Source organism: Priestia sp. ABM2_011, assembly GCF_056158845.1.
In genome coordinates this window covers 1,147,481-1,174,155 of record NZ_JBSWUB010000001.1, presented here as the reverse complement: position 1 = coordinate 1,174,155, position 26,675 = coordinate 1,147,481, and the positions used below count along the sequence as shown (strand labels likewise).

General features: G+C 38.0%; 27 protein-coding genes, 1 pseudogene and 1 riboswitch. Of the genes and pseudogenes, 4 read left to right on the top strand and 24 right to left on the bottom strand.

The window, feature by feature from the left end:
- Window positions 1–7 precede the first annotated feature (7 nt).
- Both der and ACXAE4_RS06240 read right to left on the bottom strand, forming a co-directional pair.
- The gene (der, locus tag ACXAE4_RS06245; RefSeq protein WP_028411512.1) at window positions 8–1,318 is read right to left on the bottom strand and encodes a ribosome biogenesis GTPase Der; all 1,311 of its coding nucleotides are present in this window, start codon (window positions 1,316–1,318) and stop codon (window positions 8–10) included.
- A gap of 297 nt (window positions 1,319–1,615) precedes the next feature.
- Window positions 1,616–2,221, bottom strand: coding sequence for a YphA family membrane protein (locus tag ACXAE4_RS06240; protein WP_028411513.1), 606 nt, complete (start codon window positions 2,219–2,221; stop codon window positions 1,616–1,618).
- A gap of 120 nt (window positions 2,222–2,341) precedes the next feature.
- Here ACXAE4_RS06240 and ACXAE4_RS06235 point away from each other — a divergent pair, with 120 nt between their 5' ends.
- Window positions 2,342–2,479 (top strand): YpzI family protein, encoded by a 138-nt coding sequence (locus ACXAE4_RS06235; RefSeq protein ID WP_013059024.1) that lies wholly within the window; start codon window positions 2,342–2,344, stop codon window positions 2,477–2,479.
- Window positions 2,480–2,509: 30 nt separating this feature from the next.
- Here ACXAE4_RS06235 and ACXAE4_RS06230 read toward each other — a convergent pair whose 3' ends face one another.
- The 10 genes from ACXAE4_RS06230 to prsW form a co-directional block, all read right to left on the bottom strand.
- Window positions 2,510–3,724 carry an MFS transporter gene (locus ACXAE4_RS06230; RefSeq protein ID WP_028411514.1) on the bottom strand — a complete coding sequence of 405 codons (1,215 nt, stop codon included), beginning with the start codon at window positions 3,722–3,724 and terminating at the stop codon, window positions 2,510–2,512.
- Window positions 3,725–3,903: 179 nt separating this feature from the next.
- Complete coding sequence (gene fni / locus ACXAE4_RS06225; RefSeq protein ID WP_099000472.1) at window positions 3,904–4,953, bottom strand: type 2 isopentenyl-diphosphate Delta-isomerase; 1,050 nt, start codon at window positions 4,951–4,953, stop codon at window positions 3,904–3,906.
- Between the two features lie 16 nt (window positions 4,954–4,969).
- Complete coding sequence (rpsA, locus tag ACXAE4_RS06220) at window positions 4,970–6,106, bottom strand: 30S ribosomal protein S1 (RefSeq protein ID WP_028410732.1); 1,137 nt, start codon at window positions 6,104–6,106, stop codon at window positions 4,970–4,972.
- Between the two features lie 162 nt (window positions 6,107–6,268).
- Window positions 6,269–6,856: a lysophospholipid acyltransferase family protein gene (locus ACXAE4_RS06215; protein ID WP_033579748.1), complete on the bottom strand. Its 588-nt coding sequence runs from the start codon at window positions 6,854–6,856 to the stop codon at window positions 6,269–6,271.
- Window positions 6,853–7,527 (bottom strand): (d)CMP kinase, encoded by a 675-nt coding sequence (cmk, locus tag ACXAE4_RS06210; protein WP_028411517.1) that lies wholly within the window; start codon window positions 7,525–7,527, stop codon window positions 6,853–6,855. Before cmk ends, ACXAE4_RS06215 begins: the two co-directional genes overlap by 4 nt.
- A gap of 162 nt (window positions 7,528–7,689) precedes the next feature.
- A complete protein-coding gene (locus ACXAE4_RS06205) occupies window positions 7,690–7,866 on the bottom strand; it encodes a YpfB family protein (RefSeq protein WP_013059030.1) in 177 nt (58 codons plus the stop codon).
- Window positions 7,867–7,934: 68 nt separating this feature from the next.
- Window positions 7,935–8,600: a flagellar brake protein gene (locus ACXAE4_RS06200; protein WP_028411518.1), complete on the bottom strand. Its 666-nt coding sequence runs from the start codon at window positions 8,598–8,600 to the stop codon at window positions 7,935–7,937.
- Between the two features lie 153 nt (window positions 8,601–8,753).
- Window positions 8,754–10,103, bottom strand: a complete 1,350-nt coding sequence (ypeB, locus tag ACXAE4_RS06195; protein ID WP_014458333.1) for a germination protein YpeB — start codon at window positions 10,101–10,103, stop codon at window positions 8,754–8,756.
- Between the two features lie 17 nt (window positions 10,104–10,120).
- Window positions 10,121–11,053, bottom strand: coding sequence for a spore cortex-lytic enzyme (gene sleB, locus ACXAE4_RS06190; RefSeq protein WP_028411519.1), 933 nt, complete (start codon window positions 11,051–11,053; stop codon window positions 10,121–10,123).
- A 145-nt stretch (window positions 11,054–11,198) separates the two neighbouring features.
- Window positions 11,199–11,849 carry a glutamic-type intramembrane protease PrsW gene (gene prsW / locus ACXAE4_RS06185; RefSeq protein WP_028411520.1) on the bottom strand — a complete coding sequence of 217 codons (651 nt, stop codon included), beginning with the start codon at window positions 11,847–11,849 and terminating at the stop codon, window positions 11,199–11,201.
- Window positions 11,850–12,047: 198 nt separating this feature from the next.
- Here prsW and ACXAE4_RS06180 point away from each other — a divergent pair, with 198 nt between their 5' ends.
- Window positions 12,048–13,019, top strand: a complete 972-nt coding sequence (locus ACXAE4_RS06180; protein WP_099331262.1) for an asparaginase — start codon at window positions 12,048–12,050, stop codon at window positions 13,017–13,019.
- A 19-nt stretch (window positions 13,020–13,038) separates the two neighbouring features.
- Here ACXAE4_RS06180 and ACXAE4_RS06175 read toward each other — a convergent pair whose 3' ends face one another.
- The 10 genes and pseudogenes from ACXAE4_RS06175 to ACXAE4_RS06130 form a co-directional block, all read right to left on the bottom strand.
- Window positions 13,039–14,010, bottom strand: a complete 972-nt coding sequence (locus tag ACXAE4_RS06175; RefSeq protein WP_099331263.1) for a YpdA family putative bacillithiol disulfide reductase — start codon at window positions 14,008–14,010, stop codon at window positions 13,039–13,041.
- A 123-nt stretch (window positions 14,011–14,133) separates the two neighbouring features.
- Window positions 14,134–15,399, bottom strand: coding sequence for a Glu/Leu/Phe/Val family dehydrogenase (locus ACXAE4_RS06170; RefSeq protein ID WP_370506064.1), 1,266 nt, complete (start codon window positions 15,397–15,399; stop codon window positions 14,134–14,136).
- A 356-nt stretch (window positions 15,400–15,755) separates the two neighbouring features.
- The gene (locus tag ACXAE4_RS06165; RefSeq protein WP_025750420.1) at window positions 15,756–16,358 is read right to left on the bottom strand and encodes a genetic competence negative regulator; all 603 of its coding nucleotides are present in this window, start codon (window positions 16,356–16,358) and stop codon (window positions 15,756–15,758) included.
- Between the two features lie 127 nt (window positions 16,359–16,485).
- A pseudogene (locus ACXAE4_RS06160) lies at window positions 16,486–17,396 on the bottom strand (MerR family transcriptional regulator).
- 107 nt (window positions 17,397–17,503) lie between these two features.
- Complete coding sequence (locus ACXAE4_RS06155; protein ID WP_099331265.1) at window positions 17,504–18,271, bottom strand: metallophosphoesterase; 768 nt, start codon at window positions 18,269–18,271, stop codon at window positions 17,504–17,506.
- A 20-nt stretch (window positions 18,272–18,291) separates the two neighbouring features.
- Complete coding sequence (locus tag ACXAE4_RS06150) at window positions 18,292–18,666, bottom strand: hypothetical protein (RefSeq protein ID WP_099331266.1); 375 nt, start codon at window positions 18,664–18,666, stop codon at window positions 18,292–18,294.
- 54 nt (window positions 18,667–18,720) lie between these two features.
- A complete protein-coding gene (locus ACXAE4_RS06145) occupies window positions 18,721–19,176 on the bottom strand; it encodes a DUF2663 family protein (RefSeq protein WP_047749869.1) in 456 nt (151 codons plus the stop codon).
- Window positions 19,177–19,264: 88 nt separating this feature from the next.
- Window positions 19,265–19,870, bottom strand: coding sequence for a CPBP family intramembrane glutamic endopeptidase (locus ACXAE4_RS06140; RefSeq protein ID WP_047749868.1), 606 nt, complete (start codon window positions 19,868–19,870; stop codon window positions 19,265–19,267).
- Window positions 19,870–21,387, bottom strand: coding sequence for a RecQ family ATP-dependent DNA helicase (locus ACXAE4_RS06135; RefSeq protein WP_289578416.1), 1,518 nt, complete (start codon window positions 21,385–21,387; stop codon window positions 19,870–19,872). The genes ACXAE4_RS06140 and ACXAE4_RS06135 overlap by 1 nt, the downstream gene beginning before the upstream one ends.
- 23 nt (window positions 21,388–21,410) lie before the next feature.
- On the bottom strand, window positions 21,411–22,460 hold the full coding sequence (locus tag ACXAE4_RS06130) for a YpbB family protein (RefSeq protein WP_028411529.1): 1,050 nt from the start codon (window positions 22,458–22,460) through the stop codon (window positions 21,411–21,413).
- 257 nt (window positions 22,461–22,717) lie between these two features.
- On the opposite strand from ACXAE4_RS06130, the gene ACXAE4_RS06125 reads away from it, so the two are divergent.
- Window positions 22,718–22,966: a ferredoxin gene (locus tag ACXAE4_RS06125; RefSeq protein WP_013059046.1), complete on the top strand. Its 249-nt coding sequence runs from the start codon at window positions 22,718–22,720 to the stop codon at window positions 22,964–22,966.
- Between the two features lie 81 nt (window positions 22,967–23,047).
- Here ACXAE4_RS06125 and ACXAE4_RS06120 read toward each other — a convergent pair whose 3' ends face one another.
- The gene (locus tag ACXAE4_RS06120; RefSeq protein ID WP_028411530.1) at window positions 23,048–23,623 is read right to left on the bottom strand and encodes an ECF transporter S component; all 576 of its coding nucleotides are present in this window, start codon (window positions 23,621–23,623) and stop codon (window positions 23,048–23,050) included.
- A gap of 154 nt (window positions 23,624–23,777) precedes the next feature.
- Window positions 23,778–23,921, bottom strand: a riboswitch (FMN riboswitch).
- 299 nt (window positions 23,922–24,220) lie between these two features.
- Here ACXAE4_RS06120 and serA point away from each other — a divergent pair.
- Window positions 24,221–25,795, top strand: a complete 1,575-nt coding sequence (serA, locus tag ACXAE4_RS06115) for a phosphoglycerate dehydrogenase (RefSeq protein WP_028411531.1) — start codon at window positions 24,221–24,223, stop codon at window positions 25,793–25,795.
- A gap of 31 nt (window positions 25,796–25,826) precedes the next feature.
- Here the strand turns inward: serA and ACXAE4_RS06110 are convergent, their stop codons facing one another.
- Window positions 25,827–26,516 carry a peptidoglycan DD-metalloendopeptidase family protein gene (locus ACXAE4_RS06110; RefSeq protein ID WP_028411532.1) on the bottom strand — a complete coding sequence of 230 codons (690 nt, stop codon included), beginning with the start codon at window positions 26,514–26,516 and terminating at the stop codon, window positions 25,827–25,829.
- Window positions 26,517–26,675: the final 159 nt, after the last annotated feature.

Below are 26,675 nucleotides of genomic sequence, written 5' to 3'. Positions count from 1 at the left end.
TCCTCTGTTATTTTCTTGGTCTTGCAATAATTTTAATTGGAGTTCCTTCGAATCCAAAAGCTTCACGAAGCTTATTTTCTAAGAAACGTTTATATGAAAAATGCATTAGCTCAGGATCATTTACAAACACAACAAAAGTTGGCGGCTTGATTGCTACTTGAGTTGTGTAATAGATTTTTAAGCGGTTGCCGTTGTGAGTAGGCGTAGGGTTCATTGCTACTGCATCCATAATTACATCGTTTAAGATGCTTGTTTCTACACGTACAGCATGGCTTTCGCTTGCAAGATCAATCATTGGCAATAGGGTATGCGTACGTTTTTTCGTTTTAGCTGAAAGGAATACAATTGGAGCATATGTTAAGAACTGAAAATGCTCGCGTATATTTTCTTCAAATTTTTTCATTGTTTTTTCATCTTTTTCTACTGTATCCCATTTGTTCACAACAATGACGACAGCTTTTCCAGCTTCTTGTGCATAGCCAGCAATTTTCTTATCTTGTTCAATAATACCCTCTTCAGCATTTAATACAATTAAGACAACGTCTGAGCGTTCAATTGCCTTTAATGCGCGAAGTACGCTGTATTTTTCAGTACTCTCGTACACTTTTCCACGCTTTCTCATTCCAGCTGTATCAATAACAACATATTCTTGATCTTCTTTTGTAAACTTCGTATCGATGGCATCGCGTGTCGTGCCGGCAAGATCACTGACAATAACACGGTCTTCACCTAGAAGAGCATTAACTAATGAAGATTTCCCTACGTTAGGACGACCAATCAATGAAAATTTAATGACGTCTTCTCCGTAATCTTCGTCTTTTTCTTTTGGAAAGTGCTTAGCTGCCTCGTCTAGCAGGTCACCTAAACCTAAACCATGCGTTCCTGAGATTGGGAACGGTTCTCCATATCCTAGTGCGTAGAAATCATAGATTAATTCTCTCATTTCAGGATTATCTACTTTATTAACGGCTAGGACGACGGGCTTTTTGGATTTGTATAAAATTTTCGCCACTTCTTCATCAGCTGCAGTAATTCCATCGCGTCCATTCACTAGAAAAATGATTACGTCCGCTTCATCAATTGCAATTTCTGCTTGCTGTTTGATCTGTTCTAAAAATGGCTCATCTCCAATATCAATACCACCAGTATCAATAATGTTAAAGTCCAAATTCAGCCACTCACCTGAACTATAGATACGATCACGAGTTACACCCGGAATATCTTCTACAATAGATACTCGCTCTCCTACAATTCGGTTGAAAATTGTTGATTTTCCTACGTTGGGACGACCAACAATCGCAATAATTGGTTTTGGCATACGATTCTTCCCTTTCCTTGATCTTTTTTATGTATCGGCAACCAGTCTTTAATCGACTAAAGGTATTTATCTACATGTACAAATAAATAAGATCATTCTTTTTTCAAAAATCGAGGCCATGCAGCGTGGCATGACCTCTACTAATCGATCATAAGCGATAAAGCAGGATTTTTATCAGCTCTTTCTTATACTGAACTGATTAACTGCCTATCCGCTGAATAAGCATTACTCTTTCAATCAAACAATTTTATCAAAAATCACCGGTAACAACAATATAATTTTACGAAATCTCTTCTTCTATTTGTAAGTACTTTGCTTTTGCCTGTGAGACTTCAGCACGTACAAATCTAAATAAGCAGAGAAATAAACCAGCATCTCCCAAATAAACATCGCTCCTACTGCTGTGGCTAAAACGTCGAGTGTACGAAGAGACCCTATTTCATAAGATGCGATATCCCGAATGACAACTGCATATAAAAAGTCTCCTCCAACTACACCTAAAATGATTGCTGCGAATCTTTTTTCAGCATCTTTAACCACCATAAAGCAAATATATAAGATAAGTCCAGTCAAAATCCACTTACGATCAATAAAAATCCAGACAGGATCATAGAGCTCAAGTAAACAAAAACTAGCATAGGCAATTATTATAATGCCGCATACAATAACATAATATAACTGCTGAAATCGGCTGTAGCCTGAAGCATACACACACGCTACTCCCACTAAAAACAAAGCGGTGTAGCTACATGAAAACTGAGTCATATGCATGTTCATTCCGCTTAGGAGTATACTGATTAATATAATGGCTGCTACCTTCCAACGCCTAGCTGTTTTGGGCATAAGAAAAGTCGCAACAATCCATCCCATCCACGAAAGCCAATAAAAGAAAATTCCGTCCACTGAATATGGCACCTCCCCTATCTGTCATCAGTATGTATCAATTTTGGAAAACTTAATCGGAGTTTTAGAATAGAACCGCTTATTTTGGACAACCTATCAGAAAAAAGGAGGGAATATAAAATGGGAAAAGATCGTCAAGAGAAAAAATTAAAGGAATCAAAACGAGTTGAATCTGACCGTGATCAAGGACTTCACTATCCGGGAGCAACTAGCTTGCAAAGTCCTGAAGAAGCGCGCGAGTTAAATGAGCATAAATAAAAAAATGCGCTGACTAAGTCAGCGCATTTTTTATTTTAAAACTGGATGTGAAACAGGATAGGAACGTTCTTTCTTTCCTGTAAACAAAAAGAGAACTCCTCCCACTAACAATAGTGCTCCTGACAAATAAAATCCGAATTCCATACTTCCAAGTTTATCTGCAAAATATCCGGTAATGTAAGGTGCAAAGATCGATGACAGCATGCCGCTGAAGTTAAAAAAACCGTACACTTTAGAGTACATGGAAGAGGGAGTAATATCCGCCATATACGAAATTAAAATCGGATCTAATGCTAATTTCCCTATCAGACCGTACACAATTAAGCCGATTAATAGCCAAGAATAACTCTCTGTATAGGGAATAAAAAATTGACATAAAGCGCCCGCTACTGACAAACTCACAATTAATGCTTTTTTATTTGCAATTCGATCCGATATATAACCAAAGAAGATTGCTCCCGGAATAGACGCCCACGGTACTAAAGATGCTATGATGCCTGTTTGAGACCCTTCTAAGCCGCGCGAGTGCTGCAAATAATAAGGAAGCCACGTCAGCATCCCAAAAAATCCGTAAAGAGAGCAGAAGATTAAAATGTATACGAAAATATGATTTTTTGTAAATAATACTTTTAGCGACTGCTTTGTTTCTTTATTTAGCGAATTTTTTTCTTGATCCCTTTGCTTATCTTTTACAAAGAAAGCTATTAAAATAGCTATTACTATAGTCGGAATAGCAAATAAGTAAAAAGTAAACTGCCAGTCTTTTTCTAACGTATATGTAATGTATGTAGAACCGATAAAACCAAGCGATATACCAAAAGCCATTCCACTATTGATGAGCGCAGACACTAGACCTCGGTATCGTTCAGACGTGATGCTTGAAGAAATTCCGTATTGTGAACCATAATACGTTCCTTCTCCAAGTCCTGTCAGCGCCCGCATGAGCAAGAACATACCGAAAGTAGTCGTAAGTCCTGTAAAGAATGTGGCAACTCCAAACAAAATGTATCCAGCCACTAAGATCTTAACGCGACCAAATCGATCTGCCAAAAAACCCGTTGGAATCTGCATAGCTGCATACGCTGCAAAAAATACGGTAGACATTAGCCCAAGTTCAGCTTTATTAAGATCCCACTGCGCACCGATATCTCCCATAACTGGAGATAAAATATTACGATCTGCATACATGAAAACCCAGCCTAAAAAGAAAAGAAAAATTGTAAATATAGGATGTCCCTTTTTCATTACGCCACCTCTTTTTTCTGATTTTTCTGTTTATTTAACTTATTATAAGTGGCTAACGTTTGGGATTTCATGCTTTTTGTCACTTCTTCTGCCAATATTTTTTGTTTTTTTTAATGAAAACGCGATCATTCATCTTCTAAGGAAATAAAAAAGCAAGCAGTTAACTGCTTGCTTTTTTATCATCTGTTATTAAATGTTTCTATAGATACATTTCGCTGAGTCAGCCAGCTATGGGTATCCCCTGTAATAACTAGAGGCATTTGCTGAAGCTTAGCAATAGAAGTTGCTCCTAATGCAGCCATTATAAACGTTAACTCCTCATGCAGCTCGGCTATCTCTTCTACGACTGCTTCTAAACCAGACTTCATTAAAATGGATAGAAAATATCCTGCCATTCCCGTTGCAGAAGCTCCTAACGCAATGGACTTAGCAACATCCATAGAGGTTTGAATACCTCCTGAACCAATAATGGATATACCTTCTACGTGCTGAGATACTTCCGCTAAAGAAGCTGCTGTGGAAATTCCCCAATCATTAAAGAAGTGAAAATGTTTTGCTCGTCTTTCATTTTCGATTTTCGAAAAATTGGTACCACCGTACCCACCAATATCAACGATTTCAACACCAACATCTTTAAGTTTTTGCACTGCTTGAGCGCTCATCCCAAAACCTACTTCTTTGACAATTACAGGAACGGTTACTTCTCGGACAATTCGTTCAATACGATGTAATGCATCGGTAAAATCACGATCTCCCTCTGGCATGACCAGTTCTTGTATAACATTTAAATGAATTTGAAGTCCATTTGCTTCAAGCATATCAACCGCTTTTTTAGCTTGTTCAACTGTAGCTTCACTGCCTAGGTTGGCAAAAATAATTCCGTTAGGGTTTTCTTGACGCACTACTCTGTATGATTGTTCTTCCTTTTCATCTTTAATCGCAGCCATCTGCGATCCAACGGCCATTGCTAATTGACCATGATGAGCAATTTGAGCAAACGAACGGTTAATCCGTTCCGTTTCTTGTCCGCCTCCACCCGTCATAGCATTTATAAAAATTGGCGAACTTAACAAAAGTTCGCCAATTTTTGTATCAATATGAACATCGTGCACGCCTGTATTTGGTAAGCTATTATGAACGAAGCGAATATCATCTAGCCCGTGCAGCCGATGCTGTCCCGTTTGAATCGCATGATGAATGTGATCAATTTTACGTTTTGCTCTGCTCACAAATCATCACCATTACTTATCTTAATTTTTTTAATTGATCCCCAATCATATCACCTAATTGGAAGCCTTTTGACTCTTCTTGTAATTCATAGTCACCGTAATCTTCTTGCTCTTCTTCCTCAAGGTCACGAATGCTTAACGAAACGCGTCGTTCTTGTTCATTCACATCAAGTACTTTTACCGTCACTTTTTCGCCTTCAGAAAGCACTTCATGCGGTGTCCCGATATGCTTATGTGAAATTTGAGAAATGTGTACAAGTCCTTCTACTCCAGGTAGAACTTCCACAAAAGCTCCAAAAGATACAAGTCTTTTAACAGTTCCATCTACTACATCACCTTGGCGAAGCTTCGTAGAAATGTTGGACCATGGACCTTCTAACGTATCTTTAATAGATAATGAAACACGACCCGTTGATTTGTCAACAGATAATACTTTGACTTTCACAGTATCTCCCTCAGCTACTACGTCTGAAGGCTTTTCTACACGCGTATGTGAAAGCTGAGAGATATGCACTAGCCCATCTACTCCGCCTACATCTACAAACGCACCAAAGTCTGTTAAGCGCTGAACGGTTCCTTCTAAAACCTGACCTTCTTTTAATGACTCAAGAACATTTTCTTTTTGTTGTACAAGCTCTTCTTCTACAACTGCACGATGCGAAAGGATCACGCGATTTTTTTCTTTATCTAATTCCACTACTTTGACTGTAAGAGTTTGATCTTGATATTCTGCGAAATCATCAACGAAATGAGTTTCAACAAGAGAAGCTGGAATGAACCCTCTTACACCAATATCTACTACTAATCCGCCTTTGACAATTTCTTTGACTACCGCTTCAAACACTTCACCTGAAGAAAGTTTTGCTTCTAAACCGTCCCATGCTTTTTCAGCATCTACAGCCCGTTTAGATAACACAAGCACATCGTCTTCCACTTTAATTACTTTCGCTTCGACTTCGGCACCTTCTTGGATTACATCCCCTGCTTTTTCAATATGTAAGCTCGCTAATTCACTAATTGGAATAATACCGTCTAGTTTGCTGTTAGGCACATCTACATACACTTGCTTTTCTTCTACTTTTGTAATAGTACCTTTTACTGTTTCTCCTACTTCTAATGACGTTACCTCTACTTGATTCATATCTTCTGTCATCGTCTTTTCCTCCTCCAATATCCATCTACAATATGTATTCCCTTGTAAGAGTTCTTCACTCTTTTAGCTCATCATTATTGTATATAGCTCTGTATAGAAAAAACTCTCTTTGTTACTAACTTCTAATAAATAGAATCTTTTGTCAAGTCATAAGGTTACAAACTATTGATATTTTTCAATTAATTCACCAATGCTTTTCATAATAACTTCGGTTACTTCCTCGGCTGATGCCTTTCGTTCACGAAGTTCATCCATCTGAATTGGCGGTCCGTACACTACTTTTAACCTTGCAAAACGCTTATATGGACCAATAACAGCACAAGGAACAACAGCTGCTTTTGAACGCAAAGCAAAAAAGCCTACTCCAGCCATTCCTTTTCCTAATTTTCCATCTTTACTTCTTGTTCCTTCTGGAAATAATCCAAGCACTTTTCCTTCTTTTAAAATCTTTAACCCTTGGCGCAAAGCTTCACGATCTGCCATCCCCCGCTTTACAGGGAACGTTTCTAACTTTGGCAGAACCGTCTTCAGAAAAGGTGCTTTAAACAGCTCTGCTTTTGCCATAAACGAAATAGGCCTTGGACATGTCACACCTACCGTAGGCGGATCTAAGTTGTCAATATGATTTGAACAAAGCAAAACTCCGCCTTCTGAAGGGATATTTTCTGCACCGATTACTTCATAACGATAAACTGGTGTTAAAATACCTTTTACAATGCCACGTGCAAACATATAAAAGCTCAAAATCATCCAATCCTTTCGTTTGTAATAGAAAGTATTTTTTCTACAACTCCTTCAATCGATAAGGAAGTTGTATCGATTTCAATTGCATCTTCAGCTTTTTTAAGAGGTGCTACTTCACGCTCAGAATCCAGCTTGTCTCTGCGGGCAATTTCTTCTTTTAAACGCTCTAAATTTGATTCAAAACCTTTTTTTATGTTTTCATCATGGCGTCGCTGTGCTCTTTCATCCACAGACGCTAATAAAAAGATTTTAACTTCTGCCTGAGGAAGCACGTGTGTACCGATATCACGTCCATCCATTACAACGCCTCCATCTTTAGCAAGGCCCTGCTGTCTCGCTACCATCTCTTCACGAACTGCACGATGTTTCGCTACAATGGATACAGAGTTAGTTACTTCTGCGGAACGAATTTCACTTGTAACATTCTGTCCATTTAAGATGACTACCTGCCCAGATTCAGACGGTTTTAAATCGATTACTGTTTCATTAAGCAAATGCAATAGCTCTTCTTCATTTTGCAAATCCACCTGGTTTTTCTGCGCTTGATACGTTAGAGCACGATACATCGCTCCTGTATCAACATAAATATATGATAAGGTTTCTGCTATAATCTTTGCCACTGTACTTTTCCCAGCAGCTGCAGGACCGTCAATCGCGATTGAAATTTGTTTTTCCATAAGTGCCTCCCTTAATTTCAAAACAGGAACAAACCACTTTCATCTTTTATACAATGAGCCATTTTATATGAAACGTTTATAAACGAAAAAAAGAGCAGGGGGTCTTCTCCTGCCTGGTGTTCACTGCATGTTTCTTTCCTAGTTATTCTACCATACGTCCGACTACTGGTCGAATGTTTCAATAATTTTATTAAAATTATTTTTGCTAACTCCCTCATACTGAATGACCTTTGAGAAATATGTACTGTGACTGCTAGATAGTAAAATACATTGGGCAATTATTAAAAACACAAATTGAATAACCACTAATTTAATTAAAATTCGTTCTATTCGATTCATCTTTTTCTCCTTTTGTAAGAAGTAATACCTTTGCTTACAGTTTAGGAAAGAGAAGTTTTTTTTATACGCTAAAGAAGACCTTTTCTCCTTAGGTCGAGCTGACGCTTTAAGGTATAACGAATCATCATTTCTTTCGTTTGTTTTTCCATGTCCATAAATTTAATAGATAGCTGACCTACTTTACAGGAAGTCGGGGCGGTAATTCGTACAACTTCCCCTTTTAATTCAAGATGCTGCAAAGTTCCCTCACGATTAGGAAGACTTAATCGTACAACAACGGAATCTTTCTCATTAAAAAGCAGCGAATGATGGAAGGAGCCGGCTACTCCACCTGCACTGATGTTTTTAGTCATGATTTCCATTACGGCCTGCTGTTCTTGTTCACTTTTTATCACCGCCTTCACTGTAAGCGGCACACGGAAAAAATTTCTTCTTTGGATAGATTTTAACTTTTTATCGCCCGGGTAAAAGAGCTTTACTACAGGCATGCCTTTTATTTCGCGTCCTGTTACTTCAGTTGGAAAGGTATATACATTTTGATTATATCCAATAAACGTAGCCAGCAATTTTGTACCTTTTAGTAAAAAAGCACTTCGCTGCGTTTCTTCATTTAGCGGATAGCTAATATAAATCACGTCTTCCGTAAACTCAACTACCTTACATCGATACGTTTGTTGTAAGGTAGACTCTCTGTGCCCGCTCTCTAACGTCAACCTCATTCCCGCTTTTATCATCTTCTCTCTCCTTCAGTTCCACTATATACACTTTTTCCCTTTATTTAAACATAGTCAAATATATTTATTTTGTAAATAAAAATTAGTCATTTAGACTCAAAAAAACTTATACAATACAAAAAACCGGTGTCTATAGACACCGGTTTCTCAGCTTTACACTTCATTATATAAAGGTTCTGAGTTTTGCAGTTTTTCGACTTTCTCTTCAAAACCCGTATCGGCATTGATAAAAATACGATACGTATCATTTTTAATTGTCCCTAAAAACTCATAGCATAGCACTTCTTCGTTTAAATCATTTGTAATAATTGCCAAGCGGTCTTCCATCACTTTTACATTCGAGTTTAGCTTGGTTTTTGCCTGTTCTTTCGAAATTTTAGGTTTTGGAATATCTCTTGTACGATGTTTTAATAAGAAGTCTTTAGCTGAGAAGCCAATCACAGATCCATCTTCTAAAGACATTTTCATTTTAACTGAATCCGGATAAATCCGAACTCCACTTTCCGTTTGCTCAACGAATGTAAAGACTCCCATGTTATCGTATTGAGCGCTTTCAGCCATCACTAGGCTTTCAAAACGATGATCTTTTAAAAACTTAGTCGCTTTGTTCATAGCATCGTTTAAACTAATATTTTGTTTTTTAATATCTCGATCTTCGAGCACCCAAAGCGGATATCCACCTTTTTGGGTAATATCCATATACGTCTCTTGTTTAGTCTTTGGATCTGTAATGGTTAAGCTGTACACCTCATAATCGGCATCTTTTCCGCTCTTTACAATATGAATTTGTTCATTTCCTTTTAAATTCAAAAACGAACGCGCCACTTGTTTAGCAACATCTTCACTAACTTCTCTACCTTTTAATTGATGAAAAGCGTTTTTTTCCTGTTCATTCGTTGCATTCATAACCCCTAAATCTGTTTCGGCAAAAGAATCCATACTTTTTTCAACGGTTTTTAATCCGTCAATAATCGTATTGTCCCCTTGCTTTTCTTTTGTGGCTAGAGCTAGCTCAACATCCATCCAGCGCAAGTTATTATCAATGACTAGATGCTGTACTTGGCGCATTTCATTTTGAATTTCGCCTGACTGATCATAAAGCGAATTTAACGTTTTATACTCTTTATCTGTTAAGGGAGATTTGCTTAAATCCCTTACCGCCACTTTGTACGTAAAGTCACCAACATCTGAAAGAAACTCTTCTGTTTTATTGAACGGTAAAAGCGATAAAGGCAGCTGTCCTACATTGTTATGAGCTTCAGAAGTTAAACGCCATACTTCTGCAAGCGCGGGCGAAAGCTGATCTCTCGAACTCATGGCAAGCGTGCCACCGATTTTATCATTTAATAAATCTAGCTGATATGACAAATCATGAAATGCTCGTTGATACGTATTCTCCGCTTGAAGCAGCACAGCATCTTTTTCTTGATGTTCGCTGTACCCCCAATACCCTACACCTACAACACCAATAGCTAATAATACAATTAAAATTGTTCGAATCATGTTTCCTTCACCTCTCTTTATCGACAGAAAATGTGTTTCCCGATTTGCTTAATTTGAGGACGTGACCAAATCCATGCGCTTGTTGCTGTATCCGGATTAAAGTAATAAATAGCATTCCCAGTAGGATCCCATCCGTTAATCGCATCCATAACCGCTTTTTTAGATGTTGGATTGGGTTCAAGCCAAATTTGCCCATCTGCTACGGCAGTAAATGCACGCGGTTCAAAAATAACTCCAGCGACTGTATTTGGAAATGACGGACTGTTAACTCGGTTTAAAATAACGGCCGCTACGGCTACTTGGCCATTATATGGTTCACCCCGTGCTTCACCATGCACAGCATTTGCCATGAGCTGAATATCATTTTGTGAAAACCCGCTCGGTACATTCACCGCTGTTGGCTTTTGTGCTTTTTCTTTCTGTTGTTCAGAATTTCCTTTAGACGTATTACGCTGCGGCTGACTGGCAGGTTTTTTTGCTTGAGAAGATCCGCTTTGTGCTTTTTGCTGACCATTGTTCCCGCTGCTTTTTCCACTGCTACCGCTTCCTTTAGACTGCTGATCAAGAGGCTTACCGCCATAGTGCGTAAACTTATTGCCTTTTCTAATTTGATTTTTCACATAGCTTTCGTGATATTTTGTTGCGTTAGCTAATTTAATCTTTGTTTGCCAGCCTGCTAAACCGTCAATCTTTTTAATGCCAAATTCATATTGAAAATTGCGCAGTGCCCAGTATGTGCTCCATCCAAATACACCGTCAATTTTCCCGTTATAATAACCTAAATACTGAAGTCTCGACTGCAGCTCAATAACGTCATCTCCAACTGCTCCGTGTTGAATGACTTGATTTGAAAACGCGTGAGCGGCCTTTGGACTCACAACGGACGCTGCAATAAATGAACATATGCATATGAGACATGCATACTTTTTAAAACATCGAAATGATAACATGACAAAACCTCCTACATCGTATGTAACTGATAAGATGATAGGAGTATTTTTTGTAAAGGTTGTTTTTTTATACAAGGTGCGCAAAATTTACCGAAATGAAAAAACTCAGCTCGTAAATCTCTCAAAAAAGATTTACAAGCTGAGCCTAGACAATCGATGGCTGTTTGGCCTTTTTTACTTTTCTTAATGCCAGCCACCATAAATAAATCATAAATGGAATAATAATAAATACCCAATGATCCATTGTTTTTAAAATATAATCATATGTTCCATGTAAAATGAGCGGCGCAAATACGGAATACAGCGTCCACTTCGTTTTTTCCTTTCCTTCAGAAAACTTTGCTTTCCCTAAATAATACCCCATAATGACGCCGAATAAAGCATGACTAGATACGGGTAAAATGGCTCTTCCTAGCGCTGATTCTAAACCATTTGCAAATAAATATAAAATATTTTCAACGGTAGCAAAACCTAATGAAACAGCTGCCCCGTAAACAATTCCATCGTAATGCTCATCAAATTCCACATGCTGATAAATCGTGAAATATAAAATGAACCATTTGAAAAATTCTTCTAAAAAGCTTGTCGTAAAAAATGCTTCAAGAAAAGGTGATTGAAAAACGTGTTCTTCACCAAATACATATTGAATAAACATAATTGGCAAAACAAGCATTGCTCCAAAAATAAATGTTTTTAATACCATTGAAATAGGCTCAGTTTCATATTCATCTTTCAAATAAAAAAAACTTAACAATGCCAATCCTGGCGCAATGCCTGCAGATACAATCGCCAACATAAATAGCGCCTCATCTCCTCTATTTTTTTTAATAGTAACATGTTATCTTTAGGATGAAAATCTCCGTCTATAATGTCCTTATCTTTATATGTAAATACTCACATAACTTGCTGTCGATTTACAAAGCCTAACAAAGACCTTAAACAAGTATACCAAAAAATGTATCATACTTATACGAAAAATTGAAAGGAGCTCTCTATGAAAACTGTTTATATTCTTCACACCGGCGGCACAATCTCGATGAAAGAAGACATGGAAACTGGAGCGGTAGCACCAGATATTCAAAACCCGCTTCACCGCTCAACATCATCTGTTTCAGGTATGGCCAATGTAATCGTAGAAGAAGCATTTCATCTGCCTTCTCCTCATATTACTCCTAAGGAAATGCTTATACTTTCAAAAAAAATACGCGATAAAATTAATGAAGGCAAAATTGATGCAGTCGTGTTAACCCACGGCACGGACACGCTGGAAGAAACCGCTTATTTTTTAGATTTAACCGTGCATACAGATATTCCAATTGTCTTAACTGGAGCTATGAGATCAAGCAATGAAATCGGTTCAGACGGTCCTTATAATTTTATATCTGCGGTTCGGGTGGCTATTAGTGACGGGGCAAAAGGAAAAGGTGTCTTAGTTGTGATGAACGATGAAATTCATACCGCTGAAAATGTGACCAAGACCCACACAAGCAACGTGGCGACATTTCAAAGCCCTCAGTACGGGCCAATAGGATTAATCACAAAACGCGGCGTATCTTTTCACCACATGCCTACAGAACATGAATTTTATCCTGTTAATCAAATAGATAAACAAATCACTTTATTAAAAGCTTATGCAGGAATGGACGACCATTTATTTCAAGCAGTGGCTTCAATGAATGTTGACGGACTTATAATTGAAGCCCTCGGTCAAGGAAATCTGCCTCCTCTCACCATTCCAGGAATTCAATTGCTTTTGAAGCGAAAGATACCCATCGTGCTCGTTTCTCGCTGTTTTAATGGAATTGCTCAAGATGTATATGGGTATGAAGGCGGTGGCAAGCTGTTAAAAGAGATGGGCGTTATTTTTTCAAATGGCTTAAATGGTCCTAAAGCACGCATTAAACTGTTGGTTGCTCTCCAAGTAACAACGAATCATGATGAGCTGCAGCAGCTATTTAATCATTAGTAAAACAACGCATAGAAGCCTATGCGTTGTTTTTGTTGATAATATGAGAAGCGATTGATTTCCCATGAAAACGTCCATTTTCAATAAAAATCTCATTAGCATTGTTTCCTGCAGCAATCACACCAGCGATATAAATTCCTTCCACGTTTGTTTCCATCGTCTCTTCGTTAAAAGAAGGGCGGCCTGTTTCATCATCTAATTCCACACCCATTTTTGTTAAAAACGAGTGATCAGGGTGATAGCCAGTCATGGCAAAAACGAAATCGTTACTAATCGTAAATTCTTTCCCTTCCTGCTCATATGTTACTGCTTCATCCGTTATCTTTGTTACATGAGCGTTAAAATGCATCCCAATCGTTCCATTTCGAACCAGCGCTTCAAATTCAGGCAATATCCAAGGTTTTACGCTAGGGGAGTAATCTGAGCCACGATAAATAACCGTCACCCTTGCATCACACTTCACCAATTCCAGAGCTGCATCGACGCTAGAGTTTTTTCCGCCTATAACGACTACATCTTTATCAAAATACGGATGCGCTTCTTTGAAATAATGAAATACCTTTGATAAATCTTCACCAGGAACATTCATATAATTAGGATGATCGTAATAGCCCGTAGCTATAATGACATTCTCCGCTTCATATGTCTCTTTGGATGTTGTGACAATAATTTGGTTTTCCGCTTGTTTGTCTACTTGCAAGACACGTTCAAACGGCTGAATTCGAACTTGCTTGCGCTTCACCACTTCTCGGTAGTAAGCAAGAGCTTGGTTGCGCACAGGCTTACGATTTTCGGTAATAAAAGGGACATCCCCAATTTCTAGTTTTTCACTTGAACTAAAAAACGTTTGGTGGGTCGGATAGTTATAAATTGCATTCACAATATTGCCTTTTTCAATTACAAGGGCATCAATACCTGTATGTTGAAGCTCAATAGCTGCTGAAAGCCCGCATGGTCCTCCGCCAACAATAATTACTTTTTCTTTCTTCATGCCTGTCACTCCTTCAGTTGTAAACGCACCTTTTTTTATTTTAACGCAGTGTAAAACAAAAAAATCTCCTCATTAATGATAGGAGATTTTTTCTATTTACGCAATTGTTCTGCTGTTCTGTTTTTAAATCCAGCCTCTGAAGCGAGAGCCTTCTGCCATTTTTCTTACGCCTATCATATAAGCAGCTAGACGCATGTCGACTTTTCGAGTTGTAGAAGTTTCGTAGATGTTATTAAATGATTTCACCATTACTTTTTCAAGCTTTTCTTCTACTTCTTCTTCCGTCCAATAATAACCTTGGTTATTTTGCACCCATTCAAAATAAGAGACTGTTACACCGCCAGCACTTGCCAAAACGTCTGGAACTAATAAAATCCCTCTCTCTGACAAGATGCGCGTTGCTTCAAGAGTTGTTGGTCCATTTGCTGCTTCCACCACAATACTCGCTTGAATGTTATGGGCATTTTCTTCTGTAATTTGATTTTCAATCGCAGCTGGAACTAGGATGTCACAGTCAAGTTCAAGCAGCTCTTTGTTGCTGATAGTATTATTGAATAATTTCGTTACTGTACCAAAGCTATCGCGTCGATCTAATAAATAATCAATGTCTAAACCATTAGGATCATGCAGCGCTCCGTATGCATCAGATATCCCTACAATTTTAGCACCAGCGTCGTGCATGAACTTAGCTAAAAAGCTTCCTGCATTTCCAAACCCTTGTACTACTACCCGTGCACCTTGTAATTCAATGCCTCGTTTTTTCGCTGCTTCACGAATACAAATAGTTACTCCTTTTGCAGTCGCAGTTTCACGGCCGTGCGAACCACCTAAGACAAGGGGCTTTCCAGTAATAAAGCCAGGCGAGTTAAATTCATCAATCCGGCTGTATTCATCCATCATCCAAGCCATAATTTGTGAATTTGTAAACACATCCGGCGCTGGAATATCCTTTGTTGGTCCAACAATTTGGCTAATCGCACGAACATATCCGCGGCTTAAACGCTCTAATTCTCCAAAAGACATATTTCGAGGATCACAAACAATTCCACCTTTTCCTCCACCGTAAGGAAGGTCAACGATTCCACATTTTAAACTCATCCATATAGATAGAGCTTTTACTTCTTTTTCAGTTACGTTTGGGTGAAAACGAATTCCACCTTTCGTAGGACCAACTGCATCGTTATGCTGCGCTCGGTGACCTGTAAAAATCTTAACTGATCCGTCATCCATACGAACAGGAATTTTTACTGTCATCATTCGTAATGGCTCTTTTAATAGTTCATACACTTCATCAGGATAGCCTAGTTTTTCTAACGCTTTATGTATCACTGTTTGTGTAGATTTTAAAACATCATGCTTCTCTTCTTGACTATTTTTACTGTCTTGCATCTTGTCGGCTACCATCTGTAAACCTCCTAAAATGTATCGAAAATTATTCGTTTTTAATTGAATGGGCTTCTTTCATGACATAGTATACACCCTTAGTTTTACATTGCAAAGGAAAATATCGAACTTTTAGTATTTTTTGTGTTCTTCTAAGAAAACGCTTCCAATAACTTTACAAGGTATGCTACAATGTTTTAAGTCTGCCTCTTTCCTAGTATGCGTTAATCGTCTTAAAAAAATAAAAAACACCCGGTGATAAAGAGCACTTTCAACAACTTTGTACAAGCTGAAAGTGCAGCCACTCTTATTTTAATAAAAGTGCTTTATCCTTCACGGGTGTAATTATTTCAATTAAACAGTTAAGAAAAGACAGAGTTAATATACTCCAGAGCTCTCTTTTCTACTAATATTTTTCCATATTCATTTACGCGGTGCTTTGTAATTGTAGAGGGATTTCCATACTCCGCCAAAACCGCAATCATATTCCCAACTTCAGCCGGTGACAGCATGTGATAATCCAACAGCACGTAAAAACGTTTTTCGAATGAATAGAGCACGCTATCCGTATCGTAAAAGTTTGACATGCGCTTGGTCAGCTGAATGACATCTTCAAATGAATCAAACTCAAAAAACATGTCTTCGCTTTCATCTAGCATGACCTGCATTTCAATGAAGTCCTCGAACTCGTCTTCATCGAACTCACCGTAGCTGGTTTCTTCTTCATACTGCTTTGTCACAAATACAACCATTCCCTGTGCTTGAAGTGAAAAAACTTCTACCGAAAGAGAATTTGTAGGTTCAAAGTTCAGTTCTTGAGAAGCTTGCTCTATCATCTCACGAAAGAGCTGTTTTACTTTGAATGTATCTGTCCATAGATCTTCTTTTGTTAACCCTCTTTCTTTTAAATCATCGTAGGTCAAAAAAACTTTTAGCTTATTATAGTTTAATCGTTCAAGCCTCATTAGCGTCCCTCCCCGCTTGCACTCATAACCACATGGTTCGATAATGCAGTATATGTATTTTTTGGAAAACGGTTCGTGATGTTTACTTACGAGTTTACAGGTTTATGAAAGGAAAGACAAGCTATTCTCAATCAATTTCTGCTAATTTTTTTGTTAGCCAGCTGTTCCACTCTTCTTTTGTATTTCCTAAAATAAACGGCTGAGCCTCGCCTTTTCTTTTGCTATCTAAACCATCAAACACATAACCGCCTAATCCTACTTTAAGATGCGGGAATTTCTTTATCATTTGGTTCGTCAAATTCAGTGTTTTCTCGGCATTTTCCATCATTGTGCATGACATAAATAAAAACGTTGGGTCTACTTCTTTAACAATTAGCTCAACATCTTTATCTTCAATGCTGCTTCCTAAATAAATAACCTCAAACCCTTTACGGCGTAAAAATAGCGTAAAGACTAGAAGTCCAACTTCATGTGTCTCATTAGGCCCACATACAGCAATCGCTTTAGGCAATAAGCCATTTGAAGGCAGCGAATAAAAAATCATGCTGATACGCGTTTTTAATACTTGAGTCGTATAATGCTCATGAGCACTTGTGATTTGCCCTTTTTCCCACATATCTCCAACCGTCACGAGTAGAGAACCCAAAATATCAATAACCACTTTTTCTACCGAATACAGGCTAAACGCATGATTAATTAAATCCTGTGCTTTTCCTTCTTCAAAAGATAGAAGCATCGTTAACAGCTCATCCCTAATTTTTTGAGGGGAATCTACTTCTCCTTCTTCTTCAAACGCTCCTACTGTACTACTTTCCGTTTCTAATAACGAAACCGCTTGACTAATCGTAAAACCTCCGCTCACTTTTTCCGTGAGCCATTTTAATTTCCGCAAATCTTCCTCTGTATATAACCGATGCCCCGATTCGTTGCGGACAGGATTTAAAATTTGATAGCGTCGTTCCCATGCACGCAAAGTTCCCGGCTGATACCGACCATATTTGAGATGGCTTTAATATTATACTTCCCTTCGTGAGCCATACGTAACCTCCAACTACTCTTCGTGAACTGTTTCTATTAATTGAATTATAGGATAAGTTATCCTGTGTGTAAAATTTGTATATGCTATGTAAAGAGTTTGTTCAAGGCTATTCTTTCCTTTTTAAAGTGATATAATGCGTTTGTGCTCTAGCTTGTAAACGGAGAGGCAGGGAGGTTGTACCATATCCATTACTAACAAAAAGAGGAATCTGTCTTTTCTCTTTCAGCCCTCCTAATTCATACATACCAAAATTAAATAAGCGTATCTGTCCTCCGTGTGTATGTCCGCTCAAAATTAAATCTACTTTTGATTCTTCATCTACATAATAGATAACATCAGGATTGTGGCTTAGAAGAATGGTAAGCTGGTCAGGTTCAATGGAAGAAACAGCTCGCTTTAGATCCATCTCACCTTCGGATAAATCATCTACTCCCGCAAAATTGCATGTAGTACCATGTTTAGAAACTGCAGAGACATGCTCGTTTTTAAGGGTAATAACTCCCTCATCCTTAAGCATCTGCTTCAATTGCACTTGACTTACTTCGTAATCATTATTTCCCCATACAAAATAGACCGGTCCAAGCGTTTTAAGCTTTTGAATATTTTGACGAGCACGCAATAAAGGTACTCCTCCTTCTAGTAAGTCACCGCCTATGATCACAAAATCTACTTCACCAGGTATTTTTTCCAACAGCTTCGACGAAACTGTTCGCTTATGTACATCCGATATAAAAAACAGGCGTAAAGGCTGCTGATTTCCGGGAAATGCTGATAAATGAATCGTTCTTTCTTCTACATATGTACGATGGGCTTCCGAAAACATAAAAATCAGCAGGCCTATGCCTAACGCTAAAATAATTAAAGAAATAACCATATATTCTCCTTCTTTTCATTTTATACACGGTGTGTTTCTGTTAAAGAAGAAAGGGCATAAATTGTCGCAATTGTTAACAAACCTACTACTTGATAGAGCGCAACTGTACTTAACGATAAAATTCCTATCACACATAGACATGAAACAAGATATTCATGCCATTTTACCTTATAGCCTTTTAGAAACAACCGACTTTGCAGAAACACTTTACGAACTGCCGCCGACAGACAAAAAAGAGCCGTGAAAAATAAGATTATAATACCAAACACATCTAACGGATGTAAAATCATTTGAATAAGTAAATAGGTTAACGAAGCTTTTGAGCCTACAGCCGTTAAACTGCTGATATAATAACTGCATAACCACGCAGCCAGCAAGTTAAACCAATCTCTCACAAAAAAACCCCCTTCACTAAACTTCTATGTAAAAAGAGGCTTTTTCATGCGATTCTATTTATTTTCATGATATAAATTAATTCCATAAGTGGACTGCATCCAGCGGAACGTTTCTTTTCGGTTCTCCCATGTTTCAGGCGTCGCCCATAGCTCTTTGCTTCTTTTAATAATCTCACAGCGCAAGTCTTGAAAAGTCTTTTCCGCTTTCTCGCTTTTTTTCTGCAGCTGTACAGTATAAAAATAAAGGGAGACGGTAAGCAATAGAAACATCAAATGCCCTATGTTACCTAACAAAAATGAGAAAAATTCGCTAAACGTCGTAAAAAAACCGCTTTGAAATATGAAAAAAAAGTAGCTAATAACAGCCGTTAAGCTGGCTAAAAACAAAAGCTTCCATCTTTTCTCTTTAGCTTTCAGCTTATTAACCGTCTCTTTTCTTTTGATAACGCTCGCTAATATATATTGAAGTGTTTCATCGCTTTCAAAGTCTATTAACTTGTTTTCCAACATTCCACCCCCTCGTATGCTAGTACAACATATGAGTGAATATAAAAGATTATGTGGATAACACTGAAAATAATGGCTGTTTCCTTAACCTTTACTGCATGAGTTCTTCTGGCTGTACAGATTTCCCTTTTGACTTTCGTATCTGCAGGCCTAATAAAAAATCAATGAGAAAATGAGTGAAAATCGTGACATACAAATTTTCGGTCCACCAAAACAGCAACCCTATTAAAAAGCTTAAAACCACAACCGAAATAAAAAGAAACCACTTTTTTAAATATCGAATGTGAACGAGTGCAAATACGATACTCGCCCAAAAAAGGCCAAACTGAACTTGTATAACCCCTCGAAATAATATTTCTTCTGAACATGCAACGATTAGGCAAATAAGGGCTAGATGAGGAATGGAACGATTAGCAAATAAACGTTCATTAATCCCTCCGTCATCATATAAATGCTCGGGTACACATTTCATTAGAAGCATATCTCCTCCTACTACCAAGAGAGCTGTACCTCCCCCGTACAATAAAATAGACGCCCAATCCAGCTCAAAAAACTGTAAAAAGGAATGCCACGAATCAAATGTGAAAAAACCGATGCCTAAAGCAATAAAGCAGATGAGCAGCTGCGTTACATATAAATTTTTAACCAGCTCTGCATCCGTCATGGATGAAATAAGCTCTTGCTGTGACTTTGCCATTATATCTCTCCTTGACGAAGCAAACGAGCTAATTCTAATTCCCAGCCTTGAAATGTCCATTGCTCTTGCTCACCATTTGTTTTTTTATAGGCTTCTAAATCCAATCCGCAGCAATCGCAACAATTCTGAAGCTCTGATTTTCCGAGCTCATTGAAATAGCCAAGCAGCACCTGACGACGGCATTCTTTTGCCTCAATAAACTCCTTCATCGCACGATACTTGTCATGTTTGTTTCGAAGACGTTTATTTACAGCTGCAACAATCGTTTCATGCAGCGATTCAGGGATTTTCCTAGGTTCAACATGTTCATTTTCCACTACATTTTCTCTGTACAAATAATAACGAATAAATCTCCAATGTGTTTCTTGAATACCCACTGTATAAAGAAAATGAGACTCTACTTGTTTTAAAGGAATGGCCTGATCATGATTTCGTAAATACGACAGGCAGTATAAGATGATATCTGAAGAAGGAAGCTCAATTTCAAGTAAAGAATGAGCAAAATCATCGTCTCCTTCAGCATAAAGCAAAATCGCAATACTGTTTTGCTGATCGCGTCCACTTCTTCCAATTTCCTGTACGTATGCTTCTAGCTGCGTAGGTGTATGAAAATGAATAACAAAGCGAACATTCGATTTATTAACCCCCATTCCAAATGCACTTGTGCAGCAAATGATATCCAGCTGATTTTCTAAAAATTGCTGTTGAACAAGCATTCTTTCATTCGGTTCCATTCCCCCATGGTAATACTGCACTCGCTGTATCCCATTTTCCTTTAGAAGCTGTGTTAATGCTTCTGTCCAAGATCGGCTGGAACAATAGATAATTCCTGGACTTTGCAGTTCACTAACGTACATCAGCAACTTCTCTTTTTTCTCTTCAATACTTGCAACAAAATCAACTTTCATCGCAATATTACTTCGATTCATGGAATAGATGTGCTCGTTGACAGCAGGCAGCAATAAGTAGCGCTTAATATCTTCCACTACTTCCCTGGTCGCAGTTCCTGTTAGTGCCAGACATAGCGGACTGCCAAGTTCCTTCCATATATCTCCTAACTGAAGATAATCCAAACGGAAATCATGTCCCCACTGAGAAATACAGTGCGCCTCGTCCACAACGAAAAGGCCTACCTTTGCCTGTTTTAATGCTTCTACCACAACAGCGTTTTGCAAAATTTCAGGAGATGCATAAATAAAACGATAAAAAGCTAAATCTTTTAGCGCCCGTCTTTTTTCTTCTTGTTGTAGGAAACTATTTAAGGCAATAACTCTCTTTTCTCCACTTGCCTTTAGTTGTTGAACTTGATCTTCCATCAGTGAAATTAAAGGAGATACAATCAGCACCGGTCGGTTCAACACATAAGCGGGGAGCTGATAGCACAATGATTTCCCTGTTCCTGTAGGAAGAACCGCTAACACATTATGACCTGTTAAAATATCTTGAATAATCTCTTTTTGTCCTAGTCGAAATTGGCTATAGCCAAATTGTTTCTGTAGAAGTTGTTCTATCTTCACATCAAACACCACTTTTTTTAGTATCAGGTAAAATGTTTTGCTAATACGAGACGAATCTGAAAATAGGTAACGTCGTCTTTTACTTCTTCCTTTATCGCCTTTAATTTATTTGTACGCAAACTTTCAAAAGCCGAGATAATTTCTTCCTGCTGCTTAGGCGATACGTATGCATCGATTGAAAAAGATGGAACAAACAGAGCTAATTCTGCAATATGATCTTCAATTGTACTTTCTTTTAAACGCCTTATATAAGCAATTTCTTCAAGCGTCTTTCCTTTTTGAAGCCAGCTATACGTTTTTAACGTCGAGCTTGTCAAAGGCAATTCTAAATATAGATCATGCAAAAAAGAAGAAAGTACATGAAAGCTTTCATTATTTTGACTCACTTTTTCAATGATATGATGAATAACCCCTAAAAGTTGAATATGCACATAATGCTCATCGAGTTCATATTGATATGCTAACTGATTTTTTGTAAAGCCTACTCTTTCGTATCCAGTCAGTTGCAAAACAAAAAGAGACGCATCCCGTTCCGTACAATCTTTCAAGCACGTTCGGAGCTCTTTGAATAGCTCGGCGGCTAACTCTTGACGCGTTTGCTTTTGAGACATAATATACGTTTTGACCCATTGAATGACCTCAGGATTTTTGGAAATGGGTAAAAACCCTTTTTGAAAATACTGTAGGTTGGATAAGGTCTGAATGAACAAAGTGATTCTTGCTAAAAATAATTGAGTACTGCTTGCGAATTTCCATCCGTCTAAAGCTGGATGAAAGGGCCGAGCCGTCAGTTCATCTTCAAGGCGTGTTCGTCCCTTATCTGTCATCACATACTTTTGATTTTCAGTTTCTTCGATATACTGCTGTTCTTTTAAATATGCAACGCAGGTTTCAAAAGACCGTTTATCTAAGTAAAGAAATGACTGAAAAAGAAAAGAGATTCCAAAAATTTTTCCGTCTTGAATTGTTTGCGCTGACTTTTTACCTGTTAATAAATGATAAATACCATAGGCGGTTCGCTCACCTTTTAACTGTTTTATACAAAATAAAATGCTAACTTGAATATAATTCAAAGGTGTCAACTTCCTTTCTCATTCATTGTACCAAAAGTGACCAATAGCATGTGAGATAAAGGCTTTTTAGCTCTTTCCTTTATGTATCAAAACGTTTGGATAAGTGAAGAAACCTTGATTTGATAAGCATTCTCAGTGACTTTTCTATTGAAAAGTTTTATAAATCATTTTACAATGAATAAGGAGAAATTTCACTCTTGATTCGCGAAGAGATTATATAATAAGAAATTTTCGAACACTTTACAGGAGGTCTTGTTATGCCAAAATATACAATTGTTGATAAAGATACTTGCATCGCATGCGGCGCTTGCGGAGCAGCAGCACCAGACATTTATGATTATGATGATGAAGGTATTGCATTCGTAACATTAGATGATAACCAAGGTGTAGTAGAAATTCCAGAAGATCTAGAAGATGATATGATGGATGCAATGGAAGGCTGCCCTACGGATTCAATTCGCGTAGCGGATGAAAAATTCGAAGGCGATGCTAATAAATTCGAATAAGTATTGAACAAACCTGTAGTATAGTACATGCTGCAGGTTTTTTTTTATATAAAAATCGCTCTCCCCGGGAGAGCGATTGAATTAAACAGCAACGCGGCGCGTGATCCATTGCTTCATTTTTGAAAACAATAAGACAAAAATAACCCCTGTTGCTGCTCCTTTTATTAAGTTAAACGGCAAAATACCTGCAACGATATATTGACGCGCTTGTTCACTAGACATTTCTGGCGATTGTAAGAAGATTGTATACGCCGGTAAAAAGACATAATAATTTAAGACAGCCATGAGTACCGTCATTACAACCGTACCCGTAACCAAACCTATCGTTACGCCTTTAGCTGTTTTAAATCGACGGAACATATATGATACAGGAAGAACGAACAGTAAACCAGCTACAAAGTTCGCCACTTGACCAACCGGAACCCCTGTAGCACTTCCTTGAATTAAATAATTCAATAAATTTTTTATTCCTTCTACTATAACAGCAGCCATAGGTCCAAATACAAGTGCTGCTACGAGTGCAGGAATTTCGCTAAAATCAATTGTTAAAAACGGAGGTAATCCAGGAATCGGAAAATTAATCATCATTAAAATGTAAGCAATACTGCTTAACATTCCTAGTATAACCAGCTTTTGAGTTTTCTTACTTTGTTGCATCTTGCCTCTCTCCTTCTTTGTGATCCACTCTTCAAAGAAGAAAGGTTCAACTTCATATCCCCACGCAAAAACCTCCCAACAAATGATTCGTTGAGAGGAGACATGGCAGGCATATTTAATAAACGTTCATCACATTAGGTTTTGAACGCTGAACCTCCACCTTCTCCCATCCAGACTGTACTGTCGGCTTTGGAATTTCACCAAATCTGCTCGTATGTATTACATATAAGCTCGCGGGCTCAAAACAATTTGTTTTTTTACCGCCGGTCGGGAATTTCACCCTGCCCCGAAGATAGATCAATATTTAATTATGAATTTATTATATGTTATCTCGAATTAAAAGTAAATAAAGAAGTTTTTTTAATTCCTATTAAATTGATGTCTTTTATAAACTTCATTACTGTTTTATATGTAAAATAAGGAAATAAGTGCATAACCAACAGCATTATGACATATTTATAGTTTCAATTTTACGTTTACAATTGTGTATTTGATAACTAATTGTAAAGTTTAAAAAATATAATTGACAGAATTTTTTTAACATGGTAAATTATCAAATATTTGATGATAGTAAAATCCAAGGGAGATGTTCACGTCATGTATAACGTATTAGTAGCTGATTCAATTAGCAATGAAGGTCTTGCTCCACTACTTGAAGCTCCTCATGTGAATCTTACGCGAAAAAAAGTTGAAGAAGTTGAGAATGATTTGCATACGTACGATGCGCTTTTAGTACGGAGTGCTACGACGGTTACAGAGGATTTGCTGGCAAAAATGCCGAATTTAAAAATTGTTGCTCGCGCTGGAGTAGGTGTCGATAATATTGATATTGAAGCCTCAACCAAACGAGGGGTTGTCGTTATTAACGCGCCGAACGGAAATACCATTTCAACGGCGGAACATACATTTGCTATGATGGCTAGCTTGTTTCGGCATATCCCCCAAGGAAATGCTTCAGTCAAAGCGCGCGAATGGAACCGCTCAGCATTTGTTGGAACAGAGCTTAATCGCAAACACCTGGGCATTATCGGATTTGGAAGAATTGGCTCAGAGCTTGCTAAACGCGCAAAAGCCTTCAATATGAGCGTTCACGTTTACGATCCTTTTTTAACCTCTTCCCGAGCTGAAAAGCTAGGCGTAGAACTATTATCCCTGGATGAATTACTAGCAGCAGCGGATGTAATTACCGTACACACTCCGCTTACGAAAGAAACCAAGGGATTGCTCAATCATGAAACATTAGCCAAAACAAAGAAGGGTGTATTTTTATTAAACTGCGCACGCGGCGGGATCATTGATGAAAAAGCCTTAGTTCATTATTTAGAAATTGGCCATGTTCAAGGTGCAGCTATTGACGTATTTGAAGTTGAACCGCCGATTGATAACCCTTTGTTACATTTTGATCAAGTTATTACAACTCCCCATTTAGGAGCTTCTACAAAAGAAGCCCAGCTTAACGTTGCTGAAGACGTGGCACATGACGTTCTGCGTTTTCTAGAAGGTAATCCTGTAAGTTCATCCATTAATTTACCAACGCTTTCTAAAGAAGTTTTTGAAAAAATTCAGCCGTTTACGAGCCTTACTAAACAAATGGGAGCTATTTTATCTCAATGCATGCGAGAACCCGTTCAGCATATCTCGATCTCCTACGGAGGTACAGTGACGGATTTAGAAACCACTTATATTACACGGAGCTTGTTATCAGGCTTTTTAACCCATCGTATTGACTCACCTGTTAACGAAGTCAATGCTTCTATGATTGCCAAAGAACGAGGAATTACATTTGGTGAAAAAACATCGGAAGATACGCAAGGATATTCTAATATAATTGACGTTACAGTAACAGGCGAACAGCGTACATTTACCATTACGGGCACTTATATAGCAGGATATGGACCTCGAATTGTTAATATTGATTCGTTTGATATTGACTTTTATCCAGAAGGACATCTTCTTTATATCCGTCACAGTGATCAGCCCGGAGTTATTGGAAATGTAGGGAAAGTACTTGGAGATTTACGTATTAACATTGCTACCATGCAAGTGGGACGTAAGCAAAAAGGCGGCGAAGCCATTATGATGCTCACGTTTGATAAACTTTTAGATGATTCTGTCATCACTTCATTAAAACAAACAAGCGAAATCGTGACCATACAGCGCATTGAGTTGTGACATTGAAAAAAGAGCCTTAACGGCTCTTTTTTTATGGACTTATTTTTAACACTTGTCCTGCATTTAAAGCGGTGTTCTCTAAATGATTCCACTTTCTTAGCTGCTCCACATCGACTTCATATTTGGCCGCAAGTTCAGATAATGTATCTCCTTGATGGATAAGAATACAGTTATCAGAAGCCTGATGTAACTGCTGAAAAACCGTGGCAGCTAAATCGTTTTTTACGTATGCCGATAGTTTTTGCTTGTCCAATTTGGCGAGTGGGTTTACCGCATTGGTTTTATCCGGATTCCAACTTCCTTGATGAACTTCAAAATGCAAATGTGCACCTGAAGATCGTCCTGTATTGCCAACCCATCCAATGTTTTGACCTGCGGCTACAGAATTCCCTTCTGCAACAAGTCGTTTCTCTAGATGAGCATAGACCGTTTCGTATCCATTCGTTTGTTTGATAAAAACAACTTGCCCGTATGTATTTGAATAATAAGAGCGGCTCACCACTCCTTTTGCAACAGCATACACCTGTGTACCAACAGGTGCTGCTATATCGATTCCAAAGTGTTTGGCGTGACGAGAACCAAATATATCAGTTAAGACTCCTTCAACCGGCCACTCCCACTGCTTCTCTTCTGCCTTTACCATTTGCCCGCCCAAAAATAAAAGACCTATACACAATCCCATCACTAATACAACCAATATTCTTCTTAACACGTCAATCATGAAGAAAGAACCTCCTATGTAGATCATTGCACACAAAACATACTATATGCCAATTCCTTCTCTTTTAGACTTGTTTATAGAAAAAATAAAGAGATGTGATTCTCCAATGAATCACATCTCTTTGCTATTCTTAATATTTCAGCCGAAGACAAACTGTTA

Coding starts and splice junctions, on each gene's coding strand:
- ACXAE4_RS06125 (WP_013059046.1), top strand. CDS start 22,718: ATGCCAAAATATACAATTGTTGATAAAGATACTTGCATCGCATGCGGC.
- prsW (WP_028411520.1), bottom strand. CDS start 11,849: ATGTTGGCGATTGTATCTGCAGGCATTGCGCCAGGATTGGCATTGTTA.
- rpsA (WP_028410732.1), bottom strand. CDS start 6,106: ATGACAGAAGATATGAATCAAGTAGAGGTAACGTCATTAGAAGTAGGA.
- ACXAE4_RS06110 (WP_028411532.1), bottom strand. CDS start 26,516: ATGATTGACGTGTTAAGAAGAATATTGGTTGTATTAGTGATGGGATTG.
- ACXAE4_RS06235 (WP_013059024.1), top strand. CDS start 2,342: ATGGGAAAAGATCGTCAAGAGAAAAAATTAAAGGAATCAAAACGAGTT.
- sleB (WP_028411519.1), bottom strand. CDS start 11,053: ATGTTATCATTTCGATGTTTTAAAAAGTATGCATGTCTCATATGCATA.
- ACXAE4_RS06145 (WP_047749869.1), bottom strand. CDS start 19,176: ATGTTGGAAAACAAGTTAATAGACTTTGAAAGCGATGAAACACTTCAA.
- ACXAE4_RS06230 (WP_028411514.1), bottom strand. CDS start 3,724: ATGAAAAAGGGACATCCTATATTTACAATTTTTCTTTTCTTTTTAGGC.
- ACXAE4_RS06155 (WP_099331265.1), bottom strand. CDS start 18,271: ATGGTTATTTCTTTAATTATTTTAGCGTTAGGCATAGGCCTGCTGATT.
- ACXAE4_RS06215 (WP_033579748.1), bottom strand. CDS start 6,856: ATGATTTTGAGCTTTTATATGTTTGCACGTGGCATTGTAAAAGGTATT.
- ACXAE4_RS06180 (WP_099331262.1), top strand. CDS start 12,048: ATGAAAACTGTTTATATTCTTCACACCGGCGGCACAATCTCGATGAAA.
- cmk (WP_028411517.1), bottom strand. CDS start 7,527: ATGGAAAAACAAATTTCAATCGCGATTGACGGTCCTGCAGCTGCTGGG.
- der (WP_028411512.1), bottom strand. CDS start 1,318: ATGCCAAAACCAATTATTGCGATTGTTGGTCGTCCCAACGTAGGAAAA.
- ACXAE4_RS06140 (WP_047749868.1), bottom strand. CDS start 19,870: ATGGCAAAGTCACAGCAAGAGCTTATTTCATCCATGACGGATGCAGAG.
- ACXAE4_RS06205 (WP_013059030.1), bottom strand. CDS start 7,866: ATGAATCGAATAGAACGAATTTTAATTAAATTAGTGGTTATTCAATTT.
- ACXAE4_RS06200 (WP_028411518.1), bottom strand. CDS start 8,600: ATGATAAAAGCGGGAATGAGGTTGACGTTAGAGAGCGGGCACAGAGAG.
- ACXAE4_RS06175 (WP_099331263.1), bottom strand. CDS start 14,010: ATGAAGAAAGAAAAAGTAATTATTGTTGGCGGAGGACCATGCGGGCTT.
- ACXAE4_RS06120 (WP_028411530.1), bottom strand. CDS start 23,623: ATGCAACAAAGTAAGAAAACTCAAAAGCTGGTTATACTAGGAATGTTA.
- ACXAE4_RS06170 (WP_370506064.1), bottom strand. CDS start 15,399: ATGCAAGACAGTAAAAATAGTCAAGAAGAGAAGCATGATGTTTTAAAA.
- ACXAE4_RS06165 (WP_025750420.1), bottom strand. CDS start 16,358: ATGAGGCTTGAACGATTAAACTATAATAAGCTAAAAGTTTTTTTGACC.
- serA (WP_028411531.1), top strand. CDS start 24,221: ATGTATAACGTATTAGTAGCTGATTCAATTAGCAATGAAGGTCTTGCT.
- ypeB (WP_014458333.1), bottom strand. CDS start 10,103: ATGATTCGAACAATTTTAATTGTATTATTAGCTATTGGTGTTGTAGGT.